The 25,056-nt window shown below is 42.2% G+C and carries 19 protein-coding genes; 10 read left to right on the forward strand and 9 right to left on the reverse strand.

What is annotated here, in order from left to right; genetic code table 11:
- Positions 1-14 precede the first annotated feature (14 nt).
- From LC653_RS19015 to LC653_RS19035, 5 genes are all read left to right on the forward strand, one after another.
- Positions 15-959 (forward strand): GDP-L-fucose synthase family protein, encoded by a 945-nt coding sequence (locus LC653_RS19015; RefSeq protein ID WP_229496132.1) that lies wholly within the window; start codon positions 15-17, stop codon positions 957-959.
- A gap of 68 nt (positions 960-1,027) precedes the next feature.
- Positions 1,028-1,603, forward strand: a complete 576-nt coding sequence (locus LC653_RS19020) for a 5-formyltetrahydrofolate cyclo-ligase (RefSeq protein WP_229496134.1) — start codon at positions 1,028-1,030, stop codon at positions 1,601-1,603.
- 38 nt (positions 1,604-1,641) lie between these two features.
- Entirely contained in the window at positions 1,642-2,652 is a 1,011-nt protein-coding gene (locus LC653_RS19025; protein WP_229496136.1) for a catalase family protein, read from the forward strand.
- A gap of 440 nt (positions 2,653-3,092) precedes the next feature.
- Entirely contained in the window at positions 3,093-3,434 is a 342-nt protein-coding gene (locus LC653_RS19030) for a hypothetical protein (protein ID WP_229496137.1), read from the forward strand.
- Between the two features lie 46 nt (positions 3,435-3,480).
- Positions 3,481-4,317, forward strand: coding sequence for a carbohydrate ABC transporter permease (locus tag LC653_RS19035; protein ID WP_229496138.1), 837 nt, complete (start codon positions 3,481-3,483; stop codon positions 4,315-4,317).
- Between the two features lie 107 nt (positions 4,318-4,424).
- Here the strand turns inward: LC653_RS19035 and LC653_RS19040 are convergent, their stop codons facing one another.
- Together LC653_RS19040 and LC653_RS19045 are read right to left on the reverse strand one after the other, a co-directional pair.
- On the reverse strand, positions 4,425-5,078 hold the full coding sequence (locus tag LC653_RS19040; RefSeq protein ID WP_229496139.1) for a sugar transferase: 654 nt from the start codon (positions 5,076-5,078) through the stop codon (positions 4,425-4,427).
- Positions 5,079-5,532: 454 nt separating this feature from the next.
- Positions 5,533-9,564: a hypothetical protein gene (locus tag LC653_RS19045; RefSeq protein ID WP_229496140.1), complete on the reverse strand. Its 4,032-nt coding sequence runs from the start codon at positions 9,562-9,564 to the stop codon at positions 5,533-5,535.
- 658 nt (positions 9,565-10,222) lie between these two features.
- On the opposite strand from LC653_RS19045, the gene LC653_RS19050 reads away from it, so the two are divergent.
- The 3 genes from LC653_RS19050 (at position 10,223) to LC653_RS19060 (ending at position 13,382) form a co-directional block, all read left to right on the forward strand.
- Positions 10,223-10,927: a Crp/Fnr family transcriptional regulator gene (locus LC653_RS19050; protein ID WP_229496141.1), complete on the forward strand. Its 705-nt coding sequence runs from the start codon at positions 10,223-10,225 to the stop codon at positions 10,925-10,927.
- Between the two features lie 426 nt (positions 10,928-11,353).
- Positions 11,354-12,094, forward strand: coding sequence for a DUF2232 domain-containing protein (locus LC653_RS19055; protein WP_229488231.1), 741 nt, complete (start codon positions 11,354-11,356; stop codon positions 12,092-12,094).
- A gap of 70 nt (positions 12,095-12,164) precedes the next feature.
- Positions 12,165-13,382, forward strand: a complete 1,218-nt coding sequence (locus tag LC653_RS19060) for a nicotinate-nucleotide--dimethylbenzimidazole phosphoribosyltransferase (protein ID WP_229496142.1) — start codon at positions 12,165-12,167, stop codon at positions 13,380-13,382.
- A gap of 105 nt (positions 13,383-13,487) precedes the next feature.
- Here LC653_RS19060 and LC653_RS19065 read toward each other — a convergent pair whose 3' ends face one another.
- The gene (locus LC653_RS19065) at positions 13,488-13,859 is read right to left on the reverse strand and encodes a hypothetical protein (RefSeq protein ID WP_229496143.1); all 372 of its coding nucleotides are present in this window, start codon (positions 13,857-13,859) and stop codon (positions 13,488-13,490) included.
- A gap of 357 nt (positions 13,860-14,216) precedes the next feature.
- Here LC653_RS19065 and LC653_RS19070 point away from each other — a divergent pair, with 357 nt between their 5' ends.
- Positions 14,217-15,398, forward strand: a complete 1,182-nt coding sequence (locus LC653_RS19070) for an extracellular solute-binding protein (RefSeq protein ID WP_229496144.1) — start codon at positions 14,217-14,219, stop codon at positions 15,396-15,398.
- A gap of 90 nt (positions 15,399-15,488) precedes the next feature.
- Here the strand turns inward: LC653_RS19070 and LC653_RS19075 are convergent, their stop codons facing one another.
- From LC653_RS19075 to LC653_RS19105, 6 genes are all read right to left on the reverse strand, one after another.
- Positions 15,489-16,016 (reverse strand): hypothetical protein, encoded by a 528-nt coding sequence (locus LC653_RS19075; RefSeq protein WP_229496146.1) that lies wholly within the window; start codon positions 16,014-16,016, stop codon positions 15,489-15,491.
- Positions 16,017-16,078: 62 nt separating this feature from the next.
- Positions 16,079-16,852: a class I SAM-dependent methyltransferase gene (locus LC653_RS19080; protein ID WP_229496147.1), complete on the reverse strand. Its 774-nt coding sequence runs from the start codon at positions 16,850-16,852 to the stop codon at positions 16,079-16,081.
- A 335-nt stretch (positions 16,853-17,187) separates the two neighbouring features.
- Positions 17,188-18,147, reverse strand: coding sequence for a trypsin-like serine peptidase (locus tag LC653_RS19085; RefSeq protein WP_229496149.1), 960 nt, complete (start codon positions 18,145-18,147; stop codon positions 17,188-17,190).
- Positions 18,148-19,132: 985 nt separating this feature from the next.
- Entirely contained in the window at positions 19,133-23,023 is a 3,891-nt protein-coding gene (locus tag LC653_RS19090) for a CHAT domain-containing protein (RefSeq protein WP_229496151.1), read from the reverse strand.
- 694 nt (positions 23,024-23,717) lie between these two features.
- Entirely contained in the window at positions 23,718-24,014 is a 297-nt protein-coding gene (locus LC653_RS19100; protein ID WP_229496153.1) for a type II toxin-antitoxin system RelE/ParE family toxin, read from the reverse strand.
- Complete coding sequence (locus LC653_RS19105; RefSeq protein ID WP_229496155.1) at positions 24,011-24,199, reverse strand: hypothetical protein; 189 nt, start codon at positions 24,197-24,199, stop codon at positions 24,011-24,013. Before LC653_RS19105 ends, LC653_RS19100 begins: the two co-directional genes overlap by 4 nt.
- A gap of 109 nt (positions 24,200-24,308) precedes the next feature.
- On the opposite strand from LC653_RS19105, the gene LC653_RS19110 reads away from it, so the two are divergent.
- Complete coding sequence (locus LC653_RS19110) at positions 24,309-24,932, forward strand: Uma2 family endonuclease (RefSeq protein WP_229496157.1); 624 nt, start codon at positions 24,309-24,311, stop codon at positions 24,930-24,932.
- The last annotated feature ends 124 nt before the right edge of the window (positions 24,933-25,056 follow it).

Consider the following 25,056-nt stretch of genomic DNA (forward strand, 5'->3'; position numbering starts at 1 on the left):
CAGAGGATAAAAATATGACCGCCTTAGAATTAAAAAATAAACGCATTCTTGTCACTGGTGGGTCGGGGTTTCTAGGTCGTCAGGTGATCGATCAACTGTGTAAAGCAGGAGCCGATCGTGAGAAGATTACAGTAACGCGATCGCGCGATTCTGATTTGCGTGTTTGGGAAAATAGCCAACGTGCAGTTGACCAGCAAGACGTAATTATCCACCTAGCAGCTCATGTTGGGGGTATCGGTCTGAACCGTGAAAAACCCGCAGAGTTGTTCTACGATAATTTGATCATGGGAACGCAGCTAATTCACGCTGCCTATCAAGCTGGAGTAGAAAAATTCGTTTGTGTTGGCACAATCTGCGCCTATCCTAAATTCACTCCAGTGCCATTCAAAGAAGACGATCTTTGGAATGGCTACCCAGAGGAAACCAACGCCCCTTACGGAATTGCAAAAAAAGCGCTTTTAGTTCAATTGCAATCTTACCGTCAGCAGTACGGTTTTAATGGGATTTACCTACTGCCAGTAAATTTATATGGCCCAGAAGATAACTTTGACCCCGGAAGTTCCCACGTCATTCCAGCATTAGTTCGCAAAGTTCACGAAGCCCAAATTAAGGCAGAAAAGCAACTTGCAGTTTGGGGTGATGGCAGTCCCACCCGTGAATTTCTGTATTCAGAAGATGCAGCGCGGGGGATTGTCATGGGGACTCAATTGTATAACGAATCGGAACCAGTTAACTTGGGAACCGGTTATGAAATCTCCATCCTCGATTTAGTAACTTTAATCTGCGAGTTGATGGAGTTTAAGGGTGAAATTGTGTGGCAAACTGATAAGCCTAATGGTCAACCCCGCCGATGTTTAGATACTGAACGGGCAAAGCAAGCCTTTAATTTCACGGCTCAGGTGAGCTTTGAGCAAGGGCTAAAGAATACCATTGAGTGGTATCGTCAACACGCTGCATAACAATGTTCTGGTGAATGTAGAGTGATATAAGCTGGGCATCGCCCAGCTTATTTTTTTGACTATATTTTATGGACAAAGTTAATCATCAACTAAATAAAGCAGAACTGCGCCGCACTCTACTCAAAACACGTCAATCAATGTCCGTTGGAGAATGGAGAGAAAAAAGCGATCGCTTATGCTCCCATTTACAAAACTCTACTTTGTTCACCCAAGCAAAAACAATACTTGCTTATTTCAGCTTTCGCCAAGAACTTGATCTCAGTCCACTATTTGCAAACACCAAATACCGTTGGGGATTTCCTCGCTGCATTGATAAATCCCTATCTTGGCATATTTGGACACCGAGTGATTCTATCCAACGTGGCGCTTATGGCATTACTGAACCACACCCCGACGCTCCAATATTACATCCGGCTGAAGTAGATTTGATTCTTGTCCCTAGTGTCGCTTGCGACTATCAAGGATATCGCCTGGGCTATGGCGGTGGATATTACGATCGCTTGCTCAGTTTACCGCAGTGGCAGACAAAGCCGACTATCGGAATTGTCTTTGAGTTTGCCTATTTGTGCCAAATACCTATTGATCCTTGGGATAAACCACTACAAGCTGTTTCTACGGAAACCGGATTGACTCAGAAAGGCTGAAGGATTCAGGATAATGAAGACACATTATCAAATGTTTTATGACTAACCCAACGTCATCTACCACTGAGCAGGAAGCAACAATCGACGAGATTATCGCAACTAGCTTGCAAGCTCAACAAAAAACCGGCCCAGACCTCCGCCAAATTCATAGCAAAAGTCATGGACTTCTTTCAGGAGAGTTTATTATTGAACCCAATCTTCCTGAAGACCTGAGAGTAGGTTTGTTCAAAACGCCCCAAACCTATCCTGTGTGGATTCGTTTCTCTAGTGGTGGTTCGCCTGAAAAACGTGGTAAATTCCGCTCCGATAGCCAGCCTGATGTTCGCGGTATCGCCATCAAGGTGATGAATGTGGACGGGCAAAAAGTGCTGGATGATGAAGAAAAAACTCAAGATTTTATACTCAACAATTATCCTACTTTCTTTACTAAAGACGTTCGTGATTATGCTGATATCTCCAGAGCAGGTAGTGGAGAACTTACCCCAGAACGGCTGCAGGAACTTGGTTACGCCTTTGCTATCTTGCAAAAAATTGGCAGCCAGAAGGTAGGAAATCCGCTTTTGATTCAATATTGGAGCATGGCTCCGTTTAAGTTTGGTAATCGCCTTGTAAAATTGTCTCTCAAATCTCAACAGCCGGAACAACCACCAGAAACACTTCCAGAATCAGAAAATTACCTCCGAGAAACACTGGTCAAATATTTGACTGAAGAAGGGAGAGAAGCGTCTTTTGACTTTTTAATTCAGTTTTATGTAGACGATGAAAAAACGCCGATTGAAGACCACGTTCAGGAATGGCAAGAAACAGATTCACCGTTTATCAAAGTTGCAACTGTCCGCATTCCTAGTCAGAAATTTGACTTTGAAGAACGCAAAAGATTAGATGAGGGTTCGCTGTTTTCCCCTTGGCATACACTGCTAGAGCATGAGCCTGTTGGCAGCGTGAATCTCTCTCGCAAGAGACTTTACAGCGAACTTGCAAAGTATCGACGAGAACAAATTGCCCAACGTTTGCGGGAACCACAGCCTTATGTAGCGGTTGAAGATTAACTACTGTGAATTGGCTTCAAACTACCAGTTAACAATTCAAAATCCTTGCATTAAAGACATTTTCAGGCGGGGATTTAAACCCCTACTGGAAACGAGCCAAGTCGGAGCCACTCCTTCTCAGAGCTACGTTTATGGTTGGGGTATTAAATCCTTTAATTTACAATCAATGCTTAACGAAACTATATTCTGCTATCAGGGCTATTTCATTCTCCGAAAAGCCCGCCTCAGAATGAATTCTGAGTCTAATAGCGAAAGTCATCTAAAGATGACTGAGAAAAGGTTCTAGTCCGTTTTAACGGACTTTAGCTAAAAGCCAAAGAACTTTAGTTCTGGGCGGTTTATGTATAGAATGAAATAGCCCTAATTCTGCTATTGAATTGCTTTAACAATATTTTTGATGATAGATTACGATAAAATTAATCAAATTCTTAAGTAAAGCCATGTCTGACTCAGTTCAGTATGTCACTAACGCACAGGGAGAGAAAGTTGGGGTATTGTTAGACTTAGAAACTTACCAGCAGCTAACTAACTTATCTATAGATTCTGAATTATTGATTGGTTTAAGTCTAGATGAGTTGCAAGCTTTAGCAGAAAGTTCTTTATTTCCTAAAACTCAGACACAATTACAGGAGTTGTTAATTAAAAATTCTGAAACTAATTTATCAAATCAAGAAGCTGAAACTTTAGACAGGTTGTTGGTACAAGTTGACCAATTAAATATTGTTAAAACTAGAGCTAGATATACATTAAATATTTTTCAAAATAAACAGCAAGAAGCGTGAGTGTTTACATTCCTGTTGAATTACAAAATAAAATTTGCAAAATAAAATGCTGAACTGGAAAAAAAAACGATCGCAAATTCTGCTAATGTATGCGCTATTGGGAGCGATCGCACTGGTGATGCTCTTTCCTTTACTGTGGCTAGTTAGTACAGCCTTGAAATCGCCTACAGAAAATATTTTGCAGTCGCCGCCACAGTTATTGCCTGCCTCACCTACACTAGATAACTTCTTTAGTGTCTGGAACTCTTTACCTTTTGGACAATATCTGTATAACAGTACTTTGGTGTCAGTGCTGACTGTGGGCTTAAATCTGCTGTTTTGCGCTTTAGCTGCCTATCCGTTGGCAAGATTATCATTTGTCGGGCGAGACTGGATTTTTGTGGCGATCGTCTCTACGATTATGATTCCCTTCCAAATCGTGATGATTCCCCTTTATATTTTGACAGTCCAGTTGGGTTTGAGAAATAGTTATTTAGGGATGATTTTTCCGAGTTTAGCTTCTGCCTTTGGCATTTTTCTGTTGCGCCAAGCTTTCATGAGTGTCCCCAAAGAGATAGAAGAAGCCGCTCGGATGGATGGCAGTTCGGAGTTAGGTTTGTGGTGGCATGTGATGTTACCAGCAGTTCGCCCAGCATTGGTAACTTTAGCTATTTTTGTATTTATTGGTGCTTGGAGTGACTTTTTGTGGCCTTTAATTGTCATCCAAGACGAAAATTTATACACTCTTCCCTTGGGAGTCGCAAAGCTAGCAGGTACATTTTCCCTTGACTGGCGGTTAGTAGCTGCTGGTTCAATAATTGCGATCGCCCCAGTATTATTACTATTTTTATTTTTACAACGTTACATTGTACCCACAGAAGCTGGTAGCGGGGTCAAAGGTTGAAGAAGAAAGTGGAGATGAGGGAGATGAGGGAGCAGGGGGAGATGAGGAGGCGGGGGAAGCAGGGGGAGAAATGACAAATGACCAATGACAAATGACCAATGCCCAATTCAATAAGCCCCAGTCTTTTTCAAGACTACCCAGATAGTTTTAACAATCAAACTCAGGTCATAAGTTACAGACCACTTACGTTGATAATCTATATCCATCTTGACAATGGTTTCAAAGTCTGTAATAATAGAGCGCCCATTAGCCTGCCATTCTCCAGTAATGCCTGGTTTGACTCGCAATCTATCCCAGTGGTGTGGATCGTAATTGCTGACTTCATCAGGAGTGGGTGGACGAGTACCAACTAAACTCATGTCCCCTACCAGAACATTCCAAAATTGGGGAAATTCGTCTAAACTAGTACGCCGCAAAAATTTACCCACAGGAGTAATGCGAGGATCGTCAACAGATTTAAAGATGTGACCTTTGGCTTGGTTTTCAACTAAATGCTTGAATTTATCGGCATCGACGATCATCGAACGGAATTTCCAGATGCGGAAAGTTTTTCCGTTTAAACCACAGCGAATTTGGGAATAAAATATTGGACTTGGAGCATCTATAAAGGTAACAATTGCTACGGGAATTGCTATCATAAATGTAATTATCAGCCCCACAATGGCTCCAACAATGTCAATTAATCGTTTTCTCACGCTTAAGGTTGACGGGTGGAAAGGCTGTTGCGAGCAATTAACTGAATAAAGATAAAGATGGTTCACAAGGACTAACTTATCTACAACAGGACTTTTTGAATCAGTAGTGTAGACATGAACATAATTTTTAGGCAATTTTTATTGATTTTGTCAATACTACTGAGTGCTAAGATACACAAAAAACAAGCAATATAAAAACCGAAAACCTAAAGTTTACAGAATCTTTTAATTAAGGTGGAAAATTGTAAAATTCCAGTATTTCATAGCATCCAATAAAAAAAATAGTGTGATTGGTACACATCCAAAATATTACAGTGTTGAGAGCAGAAAGCCCATCAGGATCTTCGCGACTTAGAAAGACACATCCGTGATGTAAGTAAAACGGCGTAAATAATTAAAGGTTTGTAGTAAGGACTTTAGTCCTTCTTTTAGGACTAAAGTCCTTACTACGAAATCGATTACAATAATTTTACATTACTAAACATATTTCAATTTATTCGCACCGACTTACTTACTAATCTCAATGATTAACCTCTAAAGCGAAATTCACTAAGTATGCTTCCTCCAGTGATTGCTGATTACTAGCCTTGATTGCATCTAGATAGCGACGCAAGGACAACAGTTGTTGGGAATTGGGGCGATATGTGAGACTGCCTTGTTTTTCAAAAAGTGGTGCTGTAGCGATCGCCTGATAGTCAGGATTTTCTTGCGAACTCTGAGTCAGCCAAGCCGAATCTGTAACTGAAGGTATCAAACCCGAAGGCAGTTCACCTTCCAAAAAAGCCAGCAGGCGTTGCTGACAAGTGCGAGTATTAATTCCACGACCCTCAAATAACTGGATAACTTCACCGAAAGATAAGGATCGGTCTGGTAGCAGCCGCAGCAATTCTGTAAATAGGAAATAATCAGTGTATTGTTGCCTGGGTATATCTAATATCTGGGGATGCAGAGGCAGCATCGCCAAACCATAAGCAACGCGACTGCAATTAGGAGCGCCGTTTTCGCCGAGATATAAATCTTGAATAATCTTAGCGCTGGGGAGTTTTTGCCGTAGCCAACGATTCACCGTCCCGACACAAGCCACCCCACCAGTCAGGATAGCTTGATTAATGGATTCTGTAGGAATGCCACGGGCTACCAATAACTTGTTGAGTTCTCGGTTCAGGCGACGCACAAAGGGGATAAATACCTGGCTTTCTAAATCTCGTCGCTGCAAAATCCACTGCTGATCGGCCAATTCTAAGGTAAAAGAGTCTTGGTGTTGCAAAATCAGCTTTAGAGCTAGTGCGGCATCTAATACCGCCTGTCCCAGTAGAGAACTTTCTAGACGCTGCTGGAGGCGAATCCGAGCGGTGATATCTGGCTCTCCGACTCTGGGTAGCTCTAATTCTTCCAACCCTAAACTCTGCCAACGCATTTGGTCTAAACCGGGAATTGACGGTTGCCATTGCCAAGGATTATTGGTGATAGTTTTGCGTAGGCGTAGCCCGCCGCAGGCATCGCTTTGTGTTTCTTTTCGTGATTGCCGAGATTTAGGTGGTAATAGCAGCTGGCAGATTATATCTTGTTCAATTGCCTTACCAGCATAAGCAAAACTGTGGAGCATGAAATCATTGTATGTCAATTGCTGCAATGTTTCTGGGAGATTGACCAGCAACATTTCTGTGGCAGTTGTTCCAATGTTAATCACAAGGGTATTGCCAACAATGGGATGTTCGCTGGTTTTTGCCGGATGAGAACCCTGATGTTGGCTTAATTTTACTTGCTCACCGTTAGCAGCATCGAGTTCTGGGAGTAAACTAGCGATCGCTTCTTCGACAAAAAAGACTTGCTGCGGATGTTGGATGAGTTTACTGGTGAGTAAAGCTTCCCGCACGTTAAAGCGGTATTGTTCCGACCAACTAGATGGACAGGTGCAAATTACACCAGCAATATTATTGATAATTTTGGGGAAATCTTGTTCGCTGATCCCCATAGCAGCAGCCATTAAACTAGGGGTGGTACAAGTTTTTTCGGATTTGAGGGTTAATAGTAGCTTAGAGAGCGATCGCACAACCCAAATCAAAGGGCCTGCCGAAAATTCATTTAATTGCAAAACAGGTTCCCATTTCTGCCGTTCACTCTTGTAGGGAATGGCTACTTGTAAATAAGGCTTCAACTGCGCCGAGTAGAGATTATTTGTCGTCGGATCTGTTGTTGTCCGTGTTGCAGGAGTGTTGGCCGAGCGATCGGGTACTTTATCTTGGGCAACAGCCGCAGGTGCAGTCCGCTCATGTACTTGGATACTTTCGTTTTCTCCGTGGGGTACAGAAGCTCTAGGCAGATAAACCTCTGTTGGTAAACGAAATGATTCCTGGAAAGAAGTTCTTCCCGGCGGATTTTCTGCTGACCAATAGATAGGATGTACAACAAAAGTAGAGCTATTTAATAATGCGGCAGAAATTCCTGTTGTACCTAAATCAATTCCTAAATACCAGACTGATTCTAGAACATTGAGCGAAACTTCTGGATTGTTGATGGAGTTGGAAATTGGAGGTAAAGAACTTTCTTCATCAGGAGTTGTGACTTCATTTTCTTGTTCAGTTTCTACCTGGGGAACTGCCAAACTGGAGAAAGCAGCAGTTGAGTTATTTTCTTCTACTATTTGGAGATTTTCTGTTGGCGGCTCAGGGGAAGTTGTGGAAATTATGTCTTGATTTTGATCAAGTGGTTCTGAGAAAATATTCAAGTTGGTAGCTAGCTGCCACTCAGAATTTAGCTGCCGATCAAAATTAGCCAAATCCCGATCTAATTGCTGCAATTGTTCTTCATCTAAAGAAATATCAAGTAGGGCTGGAGCCTGGTTTGACTCAACAGAAAGCAAGTTTTCTTGTGGCGAAGCAGCAATGTAGTTATCTGAAGACAGTTCTGGCTGATCATCGTTAATTAATACTTCTGGTGTGGCGATCGCAATTTCCGCAATTTCTGCTACTTCTGGTGTAACTGGTGCTGTAGTTGTGCCATTATCCACAGAAAATGATACTTCCAGCAGTTCCTGATCATTACTTGTATCAGGCAATAGCTCAGTTAGAGTATTAATTGTATCAGCGCTAGCTGGCTGATTGCCGAGCGGCAAGCTGTCTGTTGCGGAAACTGCTTGGGGCGTAGAGAAACTAACAAGCTCTAGGTCTGTATCTTCTTCAAAAAATAATTCTTCCTGTGAATCTAATGATGCTGTAGTTTCTACTGGAGTCTGTTGGGTTGTTTGCGGGTGAACGTTGCTCAGATCGAACAGATCCGTCGTATCTGCTGTCACAGCCTCAAAATCTCCAGTTGGAGGCACAGATGCGCCCTCAGCGATGTTCAACGTTGATTCTGAGGCTGTGGAAACCTCAAGACTTGGATTATTAACATTACCAGTACCAAACAAACTGGCGTAAAGTTGGTCTACTTCATCACCAATTAACGCAGAAATATCTTGCGGTAATTCGGTCTGGTGAGAAGATTGAGACGAGTCCATACCAAGCTGCAACAGTACTGCATCTAAATCTTCTGCGATCGTAGTATCCTGTTGCTGATCAATTGTGAGTGAAGATGTTTCTGGCTGTATAAGCTCCAAGGGTTGGGGTGCAACTCCAGCAGTAATCTCGGCTGGATCAGCCAATGATGCTGGTGTATCAGATTCGACCTCAAGGATAGGGGATTGCTGCTGCAAATGCTGAGTCAAATTGTTGAGAAAGCTGGCCATCAACTGTTCGCCTTGCATCCCCTGACTATGCATTCTTGCCAATGCTTGCGACAGGGACTCGTGATAAGTATTAATGTTGCGCTGTAGTGCCTCAAATACTACATTTACAGTCCCATCTAGTGATAATAAACGTTGATCCAACTCCCTCGCCAGGTGAGTTAAACGCTCCGCAGGGTCTGGTGATTCTAGTAACGGTTGAGTTGCAGAGGTTGCTGGTTCTGAGTTTCCACTATTTGCTCCTGAAGAACTGGCGGAATTTTCCCGCCTCTGTGCTAAAAGTGGCGTTAAAGTTGGCACAAGACGACTCATGAGTACCTGTAAAAACTCGGTAATCATCTGCTCTTGGTTTGTCAACTGCTGCGCTAAGGAGTAATTTTGCAATCGCCTCTGCTCTAGCTGCCTAATTTCATGTATGAGAGCGGCTCGCTCTTGCAAGAGCAATTCTAATTCCGATCGCAATGGCTGGATCAAGCTCGAAAATTCACTTTTTAATAGTCCTGCCCCAACAGTACTCTGTTCCTGATTGGATTCGGGGCGGGGTAGTGGATACTGGTTATTACCTTGATCAATAAATTTTGTTAATAAAGGCGATGGCGGAGCCATCGCCAAGGGCGAACGCGGTTCTTCAGAAGACTGGTTTGGGATGCCGTTCTCTAATGCTCTTTTTTCTTGTAGCCTCACCAAGAAGTTGCGAATTCGTTCTAAAACTTCTTTAGGCTCTTGCGCCTGACCAGACAGAAATCTAGACACGCGCTTGCCACCACTGGCAAGTAAGTTGTCAATGTCTGCGATCAGCTTTTGAATTTCGTCTGCACTGGAAGTCACTTTTAATACCTTACCTAGAAATATATGTCAACTAATCTGACAATTACTTTACAATCACCGTATCCCTATGGGGAAGCAAGCGTCGCCCATAGGAAAAGTTTTGAGTGGCAAAAGCCCCTGCTTGGACTTGTGACTGTCATTATGTTATGGATTACTGCGAGTCGTGGCAATCTTCAGTCAGCGTTTGTGTGAGAAGCTTAGTTTTACAGATCATTAATTGCCTATTTTTGAAAATCGCTAAAATACCTGAGCAATAGTATCCGCTCAATAAATCGGGGCGAACTACCAGTTCAGGAACGATTTTACGCCATTTGAGGCTTGTCACTGAACGATTTACCCCAGATTATTGAGCGGTTACGAGCAATAATTTACTCCCTTTAGTATCATTGGTGTTGTTTGCCTATATTCTGAACTAATCAAGTTTGCAGTGCAGCTAGCCCCTAAGCAATACAACCGCCGGCTATAAACTACTTTTTGCAAAACTTTTAACCCGTTTAAACTTATAGGTAAAGATTATTTAGAAAAACCTTCTTGTCGCTTTCTTATGTAGCATAGTTTAGTTTTCTTTTTGAAAGGGAGCTGTGCAATGATAGCTTAGGCTGAAAAATGGCGCTCTTGTTTGTTGTGTGTATATAGCCGCTTGAATAAAGATGTCGTAATGGAAGATCGATATAGCTTGCAAGCACAGGCTAATTCCTGGATGATCACGTCGTCGGCTCCCTTTTTTCAAGGGTTGCCACAAACTGCTGTAGAATCAGCCCTCATCCATCTTGTTACCCGCACTCACCCAGCCAATCAGGTAATTCTGCTGGAAAATGACTGGGGCGGTTCTGTGTATTTTATTCTGGACGGATGGGTAAAAATTCGCACCTACAATCTGGAAGGAAAAGAGATAACGCTGAATATTCTCGGCAAAGGGGAATTGTTTGGTGAAATGGCGGCGCTAGATGAAGTGCCTCGCTCCACAGATGTGATTACCTTAGCCCCGACGGTAATTGGTAGTATGCCTGCTCAGGATTTTGTCAAGTTACTTCAGGTAGAACCCTTAGCAGGAGTTCGATTGGCGCAACTAATGGCACGACGTTTGCGGCAAGTAAATCGCCGATTGCGGTTGCGGGAATCTGATAGCCAGTCACGGGTGGCAGATACGTTGGTATTTTTGGCAGAAGGACAGGGAAAAAAAGGGCAAACAGGAACCGAAATCCCGAATTTACCTCATCGGGAATTGAGTAGTTTGAGTGGACTGGCGCGGGAAACTGTGACAAGAGTGTTGACAAGGCTAGAAAAAAAAGGCTTGATTAAACGGGATCAAGACACTATTTGCATTCCCGATTTGTCAGCCTTGGAAAGAATGATCGTGTGAACTACCTCAACCTATAGACGGACGAGGCTTCCCAATTCATCGGGAATAGCCTCTCTTGTCTCCGTAGTTCTATTGGTCTGACATTCCCTCCAAGGGCAGAAGTCCTGGTTCCCAAGACCCAAATCTTTTTCTTGCAACATATACCTATTAGCTTGGTTTTCGCTTATGGCATTGATGGTCAAGACACTAACTATAATACCCGAAAAATTGGTGATTCCGACGCTCGATGACTCGCTAGCGCTTTGCTATCATACATCGAATATTGATTTTTTAGTCAGCAAAAAATCAATATTCGATGCAATTGTTATCACCCCCTGACAATCCCTACCTTATGAGTAAATTGTTCGCGTTAGCGTCTGTCTGCGACACGCGCAAGGGACGCAGAGAAGGTGGGGACTTTTGCAATCTGTTAAAAACTTGTCAGATATGAGTATTTTAGATTCTCTCCCAGATGAGCCGGAGAAAGATCCATCCCCTGGATCTCCAACTCCCCACAATCATTGGTTAGACAAAGAACAGCAGTTAATGCCTCCTCAACTCAAGGCTGATGCGCCCTTGAGGATGGTGGAAACGGCGTTTTTAGCCAGTGCCGCTAGCTTGATTTGGTTTATTAATTTCTACTTTCCCTTGGGGCCAGTTCTGCGGATATTTTTTCCGGTACCGATCGCTCTAGTTTATCTGCGTTGGGGTAGGCGTGCGGCATGGATGGCAGCACTCACCTCCGGGTTACTGCTGACAGTACTAATGGGGCCAGCCCGCAGTTTGCTGTTTGTCATGCCCTACGGGTTTATGGGCGTGCTTTTAGGAGCGACGTGGTATCGTCGTCGTGTTCCCTGGATTGTTTCTATAACCTTGGGTACGCTGTTGGGTACTTTGGGATTCTTTTTTCGGCTGTGGTTGCTGTCTGTGTTGTCAGGTGAAGACCTGTGGATTTATGTAATTACCCAGGTGACTGAGTTCATAGAGTGGGTATTTTTTAACTTGAGTTTGTTGGCGAGTCCCAGTGTGTTTTTGATTCAAGTGGGAGCGATCGCTTTAATTGTACTCAACAACTTTATCTACCTTTTTGTGGTACACCTGGCAGCATGGTTGCTTTTTGATCGCCTGGGCAACCCCATTCCCCGTCCACCACGCTGGGTGCAAGTCCTCATGGATTATGAAGGATAGTTATTAGTCATTTGTCATTAGTCATTTGTCATTTGTCTTTGGTTAAATGATAAGTCCTAACTAATACCCAATGCCCAATTCCCAAATTCGCATTTATACGCAAAAAGAACAGGGTGAAGAATGGCTACGACGGTATCGTGGCTGTCTACCCGTATTTGCCTGTGTTTTAGGATTTACTGAAACTGGTTTAATTCCAGGGATTTCAGCAGCCGGTCGCACTCCAGAAGATCGGAAATATACTGCTTGTGCCGATGCCGAGTTTTTGTATTATGGCCCAGAACATAAAGCCCAATATCCCTTACCACCATTAGCGGCTGGGGCTTCACCTGTGCTGATTTCTCGCGCTGTCTTTGAGTCACTAAAGATACCAGTTCATTTGTTTAATGCTGGTTTATCCCAGCCTCCGGCTGTGCCAGTAATTGATTTGGGGGGCACGGCTGCTAAGTGTTTAAGTAGTGGTGCTGCTATGGAAAACACAACGGTATACCACTTGTTTAAACAAGGGCTACTTTGGGGAGAACGCCTTGCTGCCAATAACCAACATAAGTATGTGATTCTCGGTGAGTGCGTCGTTGGAGGCACTACAACTGCCCTGGCAATCTTAACTGGTTTGGGTATAGATGCTGCCGGAAAAGTTAATAGTAGCCACCCTATTTGTAACCACGCGCAAAAGTGGGCACTAGTGCAAGCTGGGCTGGAGAAGATGAGGGGGAGCAGGGAGCAGGCTTGCCGTGAGCGTAGCCGAACGGGAGCAGGGGGAGCAAGGGGAGAAAATTTTACTTTGTCCTCATCTTCCCTAGTTAACCCCTTGCAACTCGTCGCTGCTGTGGGTGATCCGATGCAAGTGGTGGTAGCTGGGATGGCGATCGCTGCTAGTCGGAGTTGTGGTGTAATGCTTGCTGGTGGGACGCAAATGCTGGCGGTTTATGCGTTGATCAGTGCGATCGCTCAAACTTACGCCTTATCATGGCAACCACAAGAAGTAGTTGTAGGCACAACTCGCTGGGTGGCAGAAGATCCTACTGGAGCTACAGTTGACTTAGCCCTCAGCTTAGAAAAAGCCAGCTTAATTAAGAGTGGAAGAATCCCTCCCCTATTGGCAACTCATCTGAGCTTTGCTGATTCTCGTTATCCCCAACTCAGAGCTTATGAGCAGGGCTTTGTAAAAGAAGGTATGGGCGCTGGAGCAGCTTGCATAGCCGCCCATCTTAGCCAAAATTGGCAGCAAAACCAACTTTTGGCAGCCATTGAAGCCCAACTTGAACGGCTAAGTACAGCATCTCATTAATTCGTAGCGAATTAAATTTAGCAAGGCTCTGCGCCCATTACGAATTACGAATTACGTTAGCGTAGCGGTAGCGAGGAACGAGCGTCATTACGAATTACGAATTATTTAATGAATTCTCTCTCTAAGTAATTGTTCTTCCAAGGCCGCAATGCGATTGTATGCTGCTGTTAATTGCGCTGTCAGTCGTTGTATTTGAATTTCTGGTGTTATATTATCTCCAGCTTGACGATGCATGTCTAGATAAATGCCATCTGTCAATACATCCTTGTGTTCCATTTCTGGATTTAAATTGTTACGTCCTTTGAACTGGTAGCCTCCAGCCGCGCCATTTTCCTGCTCATTATGCTTTGCTTGTGTATTCGCTAGAGAACACTCTGAGAAAGCTTGAGAAACTTTACAATCAAGCTGCTCAATCACTTGGCAGAGGGCATCCAGTTTTTGGCTTAAAGTCAGGATTTGCTTCTGTAATGGCTCCATTTAATACCCTCATCCGTACATTTTCTATATGTTATTCAATTTACTCTCAACATTAACTATACTTAGGGATTATTTAAGTATTGATAATTTTTGGTGCAAATGTGACATTTAAATCATTACTTCTAAACATAAGTAAAATTTGGACATAAGTACTAATGAGGAAATTTATGGAGAAAAATTAATCTTTAGGTAGCTATTTGCCTAAAAAATCGCTAATTTAAGTCAGATATTCAAAATTAGCGCTATTAACAAGAAAAAATACCGCTAATTTTCTAACTACACTTTTTCAGTTAGTCAGCCTCTGGTGATATCTCTGCTTAATATTAGGTATAATCAAAAATCTCAAATCCAAAATCAATGGATCGACGGTCTTTTTTGCTAAGTACAAGCACATTGGCACTTTCACAACTGCTTTTTGGCTGTGGTGGAAACAACCAGACGCAACTAAAAGTACAGTTATTAAAAGGTTCTATACCTGGTCAGGTAGTTAATCAGTTCCACAAAGGTTTGCAGCAAGAGGTGCAGTTAAAGTTTGCTCCAGTTGAGCAGATACAAGGTTTATTTCAGCAATTACAAAATTGGCAGCAGAAACCCAAAGCCACAGATGAGCAGGGATGGAGACGCTTTATACCCTTTAGGCAAGATCAAAAAACAGCCGATGCAGACCTAGTGACATTGGGAGATTACTGGTTAAAAGCAGCTATCGAGCAGAAACTGATTCAACCACTCCAAGAGGTACAGGGAAACCAATTAAAGCAGTGGTCTGCTTTAGATGAAAGGTGGAAACAACTGGTAACGCGCAACGACCAAGGTAACTTGGATACTCAAGGGAAGGTGTGGGGTGCGCCTTATCGGTGGGGTAGCACAGTGATTGTTTATAACCGTGACAAGTTGCAAAAATTGGGATGGATGCCCAAAGATTGGAGTGATTTGTGGCGAGAGGGAGTGCGGCAGCAGATTTCCCTACTCAATCAACCACGAGAAGTTATTGGTTTGGTCTTAAAGAAGCTAGGAAAATCTTATAATACAGAGAATCTTGACCAAGTACCAGACTTGGAAAAGGAATTACAGGCATTAAACCAACAGGTAAAGTTCTACAGCTCCAATAACTACTTAGAACCTCTAATTATGGGAGACACTTGGCTAGCGGTTGGTTGGTCAAGCGATGTAGTGCAAGTTCTGGGACGTTATCCGCAACTTGGTGCAGTTATCCCCCAGTCAGGAACAGCAATCTGGGCAGACTTGTGGGTACGTCCCGCAGGTATTACTACTAAGGGTACTTTATCAGATCAATGGATTGACTTTTGTTGGCAACCAAGCACAGCTAAACAAATTTCGGTGCTGACCAAAAGTAATTCGCCAATTTCTACAAATATTGTCGCTTCCGATATCCAAGAACCATTACGGAGTATTTTACAGAGCGATGTCTACGACGGGCTACGCCTACGCGAAGTTTTTGATAAAAGCGAATTTTTGCTTCCCTTACCCCCATCAACAATAAAACAATACGAGTCTTTATTCGCCAAAATTAAAATTTAATTGGGGATTGGGCATAGGTGATTCTCCTGTTCCCCTTGTGCCCTTCCCAACTCAGACGCGATTAATCGCGTCTCTACCACTCTCTTTTTTCTACAAAGAACGCTGTAACCCTATCTTGTTCTTAACACTCGTTTGAATACTGCATAAAGCTGGACTTGTACTAAAGTTGCAAGTGTAGGTTGCTAAGGGTTCTTTTTGATAATTAAATACCCGGACGTTGTAACCAAAGTTACGTGCAGCGCTACCCAAGCGATTTACGAAGTCGTAGCGCTGTATAGAGTCTAGTAAGCTCCAAATTTGCTCATTCACGATCAAGTCTACTCGTGCAGGTTCTTTTTCAGAAGGTGGATATGCTATCCAATTATCCAATAGCTTTCTCTCAGAGTTTTGTTGTGCCCACCATAAACTAGGAACGGTTAATCGTTCTGGGTTTATGGTGTTAGCTGTGATTACATAATCTTTTGGTTTGGTCAATAAGTCTAGTTCCAGAGGCGCATTAGAAGGCGATGGTATTGCGGGGGTTTGCGCTAGCGAGGGCGGGACTAGTAAATTAGTGAGGCTAATGGTTAGTAGTAATGAAAACCATGTCTGGCGAACGCACAATTTAGGTATATGCATAACTAATTCGTAATTCGTAATTCGTAATTCGTAATTAAGGCATAAGTCAAAATTCGCACAATTTAAAGTTTAATGGCAACGATGCGAATTCTTCGATAGTCTGCTAACCAAGTTCCTTGTTGATACAGTGTTGGCTTAAGATATTCTTCGACGACGCGAATTATTTGTATTTGTTGCTCACTAGAAAGTCCTGTTAAAAAACTGCTGGCGAACATCTGAATCCAGTTTGCCATACCTGCTTCTGCGTCTGCTAAAGGAGTTGGACGAGCAAAAAGCATGGCATGAATGACATCAAAGCCTTGCTGTTCTAGTAAGGTGGCGTATTCACCAATACTAGGGAAATACCACGGATTTAGGGCTTGTGCGGAGATATTAATTGCTTCTAAGGCGCTTTCCAAAACTGTGGCGATCGCCTGCACATTTCCCTTACCACCAAATTCTGCCACAAAACGGCCTCCGGGTTTTAGGGATTGATGTATGGAAGCGATCGCACTATCTGCTTCTTTCACCCAATGTAATACAGCGTTGGAAAACACAGCATCCAATGGCTTATCTACTTGAAAGTTTCTAGCATCAGCAACATCAAAGTGGATATGGGGATAGTTTTGTCTGGCCTTTTCGATCATCGCGGGTGCATGATCAACTCCCATTACTTCAGCACCAGCTTGGGCAATTTTTTCTGTGAGTTGTCCAGTACCACAGCCGAGATCCAAAATCGATTCCCCTAGCTTAGGGTTAAGTAATTGTAACAAGTCCTCACCATACTGCCATACGAAAGCGTGTTTATCTTCATAAAGGGAAGTGTCCCAATTATTGCTTGTCGAAATATTATTCATAAATAACTATGGTGGTTCCTAATTGAATGTAATAAAACCTTTTTGTTGTGGTGGAATATCAATACTGCGTAGGTTTTGCCTAAAAAATAAAAATGTGTAGGTTGGGTTGAGGAACGAAACCCAACCTAAGAGCGGGGTTTGTTGGGTAACCCATTGCCTCAACCCAACCTACGAATATTCTGAAGTTAGTTGCTCTGTACCCGGAATTAATTAATTATTAATTAATGACTAACTTGACTAATTAATTACGAATTACGTTAGCGCAGCGTAAAGCCTTCGGCATAGCTTCGCTTAGAGCGAGTCCTCGAGCGTCATTACGAATTACGAATTAGTAATTATTTGGTCAACTTATCCAAGAAATCCATTTTCACCGCAAAGTTGATAACATCTTGGCCTGTGCGAGGAATTGTAATCTCACCGTTATTCAGGGCAACAATATATGGCAGACCATCAATTACATCAATAATTGGCCCACCGGAAGCACCGGCTGCGGTGGCGCAATCATGATAAAAAAGGTTTGACTCATCGCCAACAATGCTACAACCATTTTCATAACCAGCTGTCCAGCCTTTGCCGGCAGTCAAGAATTCATAGCCTTCTTTGCTGGGGTCTGGGTAATCACTAGAGTAACCAACAAAGAAAAGTTGTTTTCGCTTCTGCTTAATCAAAGTGGAAGCAGACACAGATTGCCATCCTAAATAACCATATTTACGACCCAATGGCTGATTAATTCTGATCAATGCCCAATCATTGCTTTGATTTTGGACGTTATCAAAGCCGCCATTCTTGAAGTCTGTACCATAAAGTACGTTTTTCGCAATATTTTGTACTGTAGCAATATCTTTAGAACTTTGGGACTTGCCATTAATAGCATTGGGTATAAACCGAAGTTCTTTACTGAGTTGATGAGTCTCAGGGTCAATTACACAGTGGGCGTTTGTCAAAACTATATCACTAGCAACCAGTGTGCCTGTACAATAATAGCTTTTAGCATCGGCTGCTGTGCCTTGCACTCGTCCGATAGTTGACCAAGGATAATTTCTACTCAACATGGGGATACGGTTATCTATACCTGTGGGGATACCGCGATCGCCTTCATAAGGTTTGTCCGACTGTTCGAGATCATCTGGTTTGAAGGGTTTACCATTCCCTACCAAATTCAGCTGTTCTGTATTTGGCGATATCGGTGATTCTGTTTCTGCTTGGACTGATATCCAACCACCTAAAGTGGTAAAACCGACAATTCCGGCGATAAAGAAAGCAAGCAGTTGTTTGTAAATAGACGGTTTACGCATTGATTTTACTCCTGAGTTAAAAGTGAAAATTTGAGATTAGGGATTTCCAAGAAATAGCTACTACTTGTGGGGTGGGCATCTTGCCCGCCCTTGATTACGGGCGGGCGAGACGCCCACCCCACAAGAAATAATCGGATATTTTTTATTTGGAAGTCCCCTAGACCTCTCTCCTGGGAGGAGATAGGCTTTAAATTGCGTTTTCTTCCAGTTCTCTCTCCTTTTAGGCTACGGTGTACACACAAGTACTTTCGTTCAGAACACAAGGACTTTCGTTCAGAACACAACGACTTTCGTTCAGAACACAAGGACTTTCGTTCAGAACACGAGGACTTTCGTTCAGAACACGAGGACTTTCGTTCAGAACACGAGGACTTTCGTTCAGAACACGAGGACTTTCGTTCAGAACACAAGGACTTTCGTTCAGAACACAAGGACTTTCGTTCAGAACACAAGTACTTTCGTTCAGAACACAAGTCTTTTTTGAGCTTTTGAGGGAATGAAACAGCTTTGCTTTTCAAGAGGGGTTGGGGGATTAAAATAATTCGTAATTCGTAATTCGTAATGACGCTCGCGGACTCGCTAACGCAACGCTTTCGTAAATTTTGTTTTGCATTAGCGAACGCGAGTGCGTCTCCAAGAGTTGCTCTCTTCGAGTCCGCGTTCGCTTTTAGCGTCTCTTCGAGAGCGTCTGGGGATTTTAACCCCACCGCAAAACTTGTCGTTTGTTAGAAGCGAGGGACTTATATCAGGTTCGGTTAAACACTTATAATATTTGTAGGTTGGGTTGAGGAACGAAACCCAACATTTTATCCTTGTTCATGTTGGGTTTCACTCCCGTTCAACCCAACCTACATTGATAGATTTTATTATAAGTAATCCGACGTACTTGATATTAGACCCCTCAAAAATGTTAAAAGTCTGTGGAGCCACTCTAAAAGACTTGTGTGTACACGGTAGCCTTTTAGGAGAAGGTCAATTAAGTAATTCACCGCCACTCACCTTGCAGGGTGAAAGCCGCCCAATAACGGGGATGTTTCCAAGCTGGATTTTTCAAATCCTTTCCTTGAAAATCTTTCCCTTGCCACATTTGGCGTTGAGCGACATTAAGGGCGGCGGCGGGAGATTTTTTTTGTTCCAATATTTGTTTGTAGAATCCAATCATTAACTCCTTGGTAGATTGATCGTTCACGTTCCACAGAGACACGGTAACTCTAGCTGCACCTGCATACATAAAGCCTCTTGTCAAGCCCACCAGTCCTTCACCTTGGACATCCTGCGCTCGACCACTTTCACAAGCACTTAGCACTATCAACTCTGCTGGTAAATCGAGGTTAAAAATATCGTTGAGCCGTAGGAAGCCTCTGGTTTGGGGTTTACCTTGTTTATCTACGAGAGACAGCACGATACCTGATAAGCCTGGGTTCACAGGGTCGAAAATGCCGTGAGTGGCGAACAGCAGCAGGCGATATTGGCTCAACTGTTTACTAGTTGCAAAGTTGTAGTTGGCATCAAAGTCAAAGGCAGAAAGCTTTTCACCAGGAGAATTCACCAAGCTAAGAATCGCCTCTCCTTCGTCTTTTGTACCTGGGAGTGGGTCTAATTTGTCCCGATTGATGTTTCTCAAAGACGTTTCTAAAGCAGAACGGTCAAGGTTGTTTTCTACAGTTGAGGGTTTATCATTCTTCAACCGCGCATCATCAACAGTAAACACAGGATTAGCGAGAACGGCTAGAGTTTTGGGTGCAATCTTGCGTCCTTTTAGTTTCTTTCTGTGAGTTGCAATGCTAGATATTGAAGGGAGGTTGACAATTTCATGATTCACAACTAAAGGTTGATATTCTGCACTGGCTGACGATTTTCTCAGTTCGTTTAAAGCCGCGAATGGTACTTGATGTAAAATCCCATCAGCAACAATAACTAAACGTTTATTTCCTAACTTCCTAGCTACAGGTGCGAGGATAATTTGACTGAGTGCGTCTGCTGCTTCCCCTGTATTTGCAACAGCTTCGGCGTTGTCTGCTGCGGTTGCTCCCTGATTTAGTGGCTGCTTTACAAAACTGTTAAATTTATTTGCAGCTTTCGCTATCTTTTCTTGTCCGGGAAGTTCGTAGCTTTCTAGAGAATTAGGAGTGACTACCCACAGATAACTGTGTTTTTCACCCAAGGAATATTGCAACATTACGGTATCTTGATCTAGTTGTTGTTGAATTGCTGACAATTCCAGTACGTCTTTTGGGTCAACTAATTCTGCACGTTCTGGGTTAGTTGCCCTGATTTTTTCAGAAATTGATTGCGATTCTTGGATAATATTTGTAATTTCTTGTTTGGTTTTTGTGATTAGTTCGGTGGGTGGTTCCTTTCGACTGAATAAGTCTGATAAAAACTTATCTTTGGCATTCAATTTAAAATTTAAACGGCGTTCTTCTGCTAATAGTTGCGGATCAATGTCTTTACGGAGATTGACATTACTTTCTTTTAACAGTTCGACTAATACCCTGGCGCGAGAACGTTCGCTAATGTGCAATGCTAATGCGTTGTATCCTTTTGATGGGTCTTTTTTGTGCAACTGCATCAACAAGTCAATGTAGAACTTGTAATAATCTTGCACTGTGGCGAAGTAGGAAGAACGTAAATCATCGCTGTTGACTTTGCTGCGCGTATTCTCAATGATGTTTATGACAGTTTCTATGTGCGTCTTGGCTTGGTTGAGATTTCCTCTGTCGCCCTCAATGATGGCTATTTTATAAAGTGAATGAGTTGGGTAAGATATTTGATCATGCTGCCTTAGCTTCAGTTCTTGGTTGTAAGCCTCTATCGCCTGCTGCGGCTGCTTCATAGAGATGTAAATCTTACCTCGGTTTTTGTAGGCGATAGCTTGTGATGATACATCTCCTAACTGCTGTGATAGCGACAAACTTTGTTTGCTAGCATCAAGGGCATTTTGATAATCTCCTGCACCTTCATAGGCGGTGCTTAAAGCACGAAGGGCATAAATTTCAGCTGCTTTGATATTCTTTTTTCGAGACAGTTCTAAAGCTTGTTTAGCCTTAGCAATAGCTTTGGGATATTCCTTTAATAACTCATAAGCCTTTGCAGTAGAAAAAAGAATATAATTTTTCGTCAAGTATCGTTCCCCGGCATACTTTAACGCATCCTCAAAATATTTCAATGCTTGATGGCAATCTTCTGCTTTTTTTTGATATAAGCAGAGTTCTAGATAAACAGTGCCTATTGCATAAAAACCAGTTACTATTAAACTCGGATCGCTTTGCTGATATATCTTCAAAACTTCCTTATATTTATCAATGCTTAAGTCATAGGCTCCTAAATATTGGTACACCTTAGCTATCTCATGGAGAGTCTTTGCTTCTATACTAGGCTTTTGCTGTCTTTTAGAAATTTCTAGTGCTTGGTTAAAGAGTATATCTAGGGCTTGTTGAAATTCTGTTGATTTTGTATGAATAGAGGCAATGCTTACAAGTGTTTCAGCCTCTCCTTGAGAATCATGAATGTCGCGTTGAAGCTTTAGGGCTTGATTGAGATTTTCAAGAGCTTTTTGTGTCTCACCTAATAGATAGTACGCATCACCAATACTGGAAATAAAATTTGCTTCCATCTGGAAATTACCTAGCTGATGAGCGATAGTTCTTGCTTTATTGAAGTAGACAATCTGCTGCTGTAGATCACCCAGAGAAGAGTAGCTAATGGCAATTAAAGCGAGAATCCTCATTTGGCTATTCAAAAAATCTATACGACCAAATGGATTTGTTGTGTCCTGCTGTATTTGTCTTGCGTTTGTCTTTTGTAACTCTAATGCCTGCTGAAAAGATTTCTCGGCTGAAGAGCGATCGCCTCTGAAACTGTAGGCTAAACCTATATTTGCAAATGTCTCTGCCTGTCCAAATAAATTTTTAGTTTGGCTGTATATTTTCAGCACTTGCTGATAGTAATCAAGGGCTTTATTTGTTTCACCCAATAGGTCGTAGTTTACAGCAATACTCCCAAGCGTCTTTGCTTGCCCTGGTAAGTCATCATTTGCCTTTTGAATTGCCAAAGCTCTTTCTAAAAAGTCACGCTCTTTTTTCGGTTCGCCAAATACTTTATAAACTACAGCAATGCTCCACAGTACATCAGCCTCTTTTTTGGGTTGTTTGTCAGCATGATATAGTGACTGTGCTTGGTTATAAGCATCAATCGCTTTTTGCTTTTCCCCTAATTGTTGATAAACAATACCAAGTGATTTTAATATTAAAGCTTTCCATTCACGAGCCTCTGATTGCTGTGATTCCTGCACAATAGCTAATGCTTGCTCCAAATATCCCACAGCTTTTGTGTTTTCTGTTAGGGTGGTGTAGGTACTACCAATCAAAGAAAGTGTAACAGCCTCCCCAAAAGGTGCTTCTTGAGGTTTTGCTGCACGCACTTCTGGTAATCTCCAGATTTTCAACGCTTCTTCAAATTTAGTAATTGCCTGTCGTAGTGCTGCTGCTGATGGTTGATTCCGTAGTTGATCTCCTTCTTTTAACAGTTGGTGTGCTTTATCCCAAAGTGGCTTAATTTTAGCCTCGGCTTCACTTGGCGCAGGGTTTGTATTTTGTGGTTTCGCATCTGGCGACTGCGCTATTTTGACGTTAGCAGAGACTTTTTTCGCTATTTTTTCTGAAAACGAATCTGTATACCCTTGTTCTACCGCAGTATCAATTGACTTTTGCGAGTCAGCTTGCATCTGTTGTCTTATCTGCAACCATCTACTTATCGATGTTGCACCTACCGCATCAGATAGAAAAACCACACTCAGTAATACAGTTAAACTATAACGAGAAACATGAGAAAATGAGCAGCAAAAATTACACTCAAATTTAGCGTTCTTCTTCATGCTGAAGCCTCAATAACCTTTCAGTTAGTTGGGTTTAGATATTTATGGTTGAATTCCTTAAGAGGATGTTTGAAAAGTGGTCGGCTGTGATTTTAGGCACTTATTGATCCCCCCTAACCCCCCTTAAAAAGGGGGGAACCGGAATCAAAGTCCCCAAATTTATCGGGTGATTTAAGGGGTTCTAGAACCTTTTGCTACCGACAAGAAGACTTTTTAAACAACCTCTAAGGAATCTTTCTGTGATTCCAATGTTGAGTTTATAACGTTCATCAATCTGAAATAACATTGTTACCAAAATAGATACAAAATTTTGTCAAATCTTCTGGATTCCTTGTTTTGGCGTTATCTAGTGAGGTTTTATGTCGATTTAACTCCACAACTTCTTAAAGAAGTCGGGGATCTGAGGGTCAAGTGAGTAATACCAAATAATTTGCTAAACTTTGAATCATCATCAGGAGTAAGTGTGATGTTTCAAGCTTTACCAAAAACGATCGCTTTTGAAGAACTCCTCAATTGGAAGCCAGATGTCGGATGCTATGAACTACACGACGGAGCAATTGTTGAAATGCAGCCAGTAGGAGATCATGAAGAGATTAATGGTTTTTTAGGTGGTGAAATAACTTTAGAGTTCAAACGTTTAAAACTCCCATGCCTCATACCCAAGCAAGCATTAGTCAAAGTTCCTGGCAAAGAATCAAGTTTTATCAATGATAGATTCGATTTGTTGAGAACCATGAAGAACAGCAAGAACATCAATTTGGTCAGACTTAATATAATAAATAATGCGATAAGAGCCTTCAATAACTTCTCTAATCTGCTTAGTTTCAAATTCTGGGACAATGCGACCCGATAATGGAAATTGGGCAATTTGCTCAGAGCGTTGAGTTAATCGCTCAACCAGTCTTTGAGCATAGTGAGGAGAATTTTGAGATATATAGGTATAAATAGAGGATAAATGATTAACGGCTGTTTCTGTCCAAAAAACTTTCACGGTTGCAATCCAAATTTTGCACGTACTTCTTCAACAGAAACAACTCTTCCCGCTTCACTATCACTTAATCCCGCTTCTATTGCTTGTCTTACATAGATTTCATACATTAAATCATCCCATGTCAAATTTTCTGGCAATTTGTCAATTAGCCGTCGTGCTTCTTCCTTGATATTTTTGATTTCCATGACATTCATTGACTACAATCACGTCTATCTGGTTATTATAACGATTCTCCTCAGTGATGTGATACCAAGTAATTTGCTAAACTCTAAACCAGAATCAGGAGTAAGTGTGATGTTTCAAGCCTTACCAAAAACGATCGCTTTTGAAGAATTCCTGAATTGGAAGCCAGATGGCGGACGCTATGAACTACACGATGGGGTAATTGTTGAAATGCAGCCAGTAGGAGATCATGAAGAGATTAATGGTTTTTTAGCTAAAAAACTAAACGTAGAATTTGAACGGCTGAGTCTCCCATACCTTATACCCAAGCAAGCACTCGTCAAAGTTCCTGACAAAGAATCTGGTTATTCGCCTGATGTGATAGTGATAAATCAAAAGAATCTTTCATCAGAACCGATGTGGAAAAAGTCATCAACGGTTACTCAAGCTGCGTCCGTTCCCCTAGTTATTGAAGTCGTCAGCACTAATTGGAAAGATGATTATGCACACAAACTGGTTGACTACGAAACTTTTGGCGTTCCTGAATACTGGATTACTGATTATTTAGCTTTGGGCGGTAGTAGGTACATAGGTAATCCCAAACAACCTACTATTTCCATTTACTATTTGGTAGATGGTGAGTATGAGGTTAACCTGTTTCGGGGAAATGACTGCATCATATCCCCTACATTCCCAGAATTAAACTTGACCGCCGAACAGATTTTTCAAGCTGGGCGTTCGCAAAATCAATTATGACCGCAATGCAGACCAAATAATTACTAATTCGTAATTCGTAATTCGTAATTAAAGGCACAGAGCAACTGACTAAAGTTTATGGAGACAAATAAATTTATTCCTTATTTCTAGCCCCCGACTTTAG

The organism is Nostoc mirabile CHAB5784, assembly GCF_020829645.1.
Classification (GTDB): Bacteria; Cyanobacteriota; Cyanobacteriia; order Cyanobacteriales; family Nostocaceae; genus Nostoc; species Nostoc mirabile.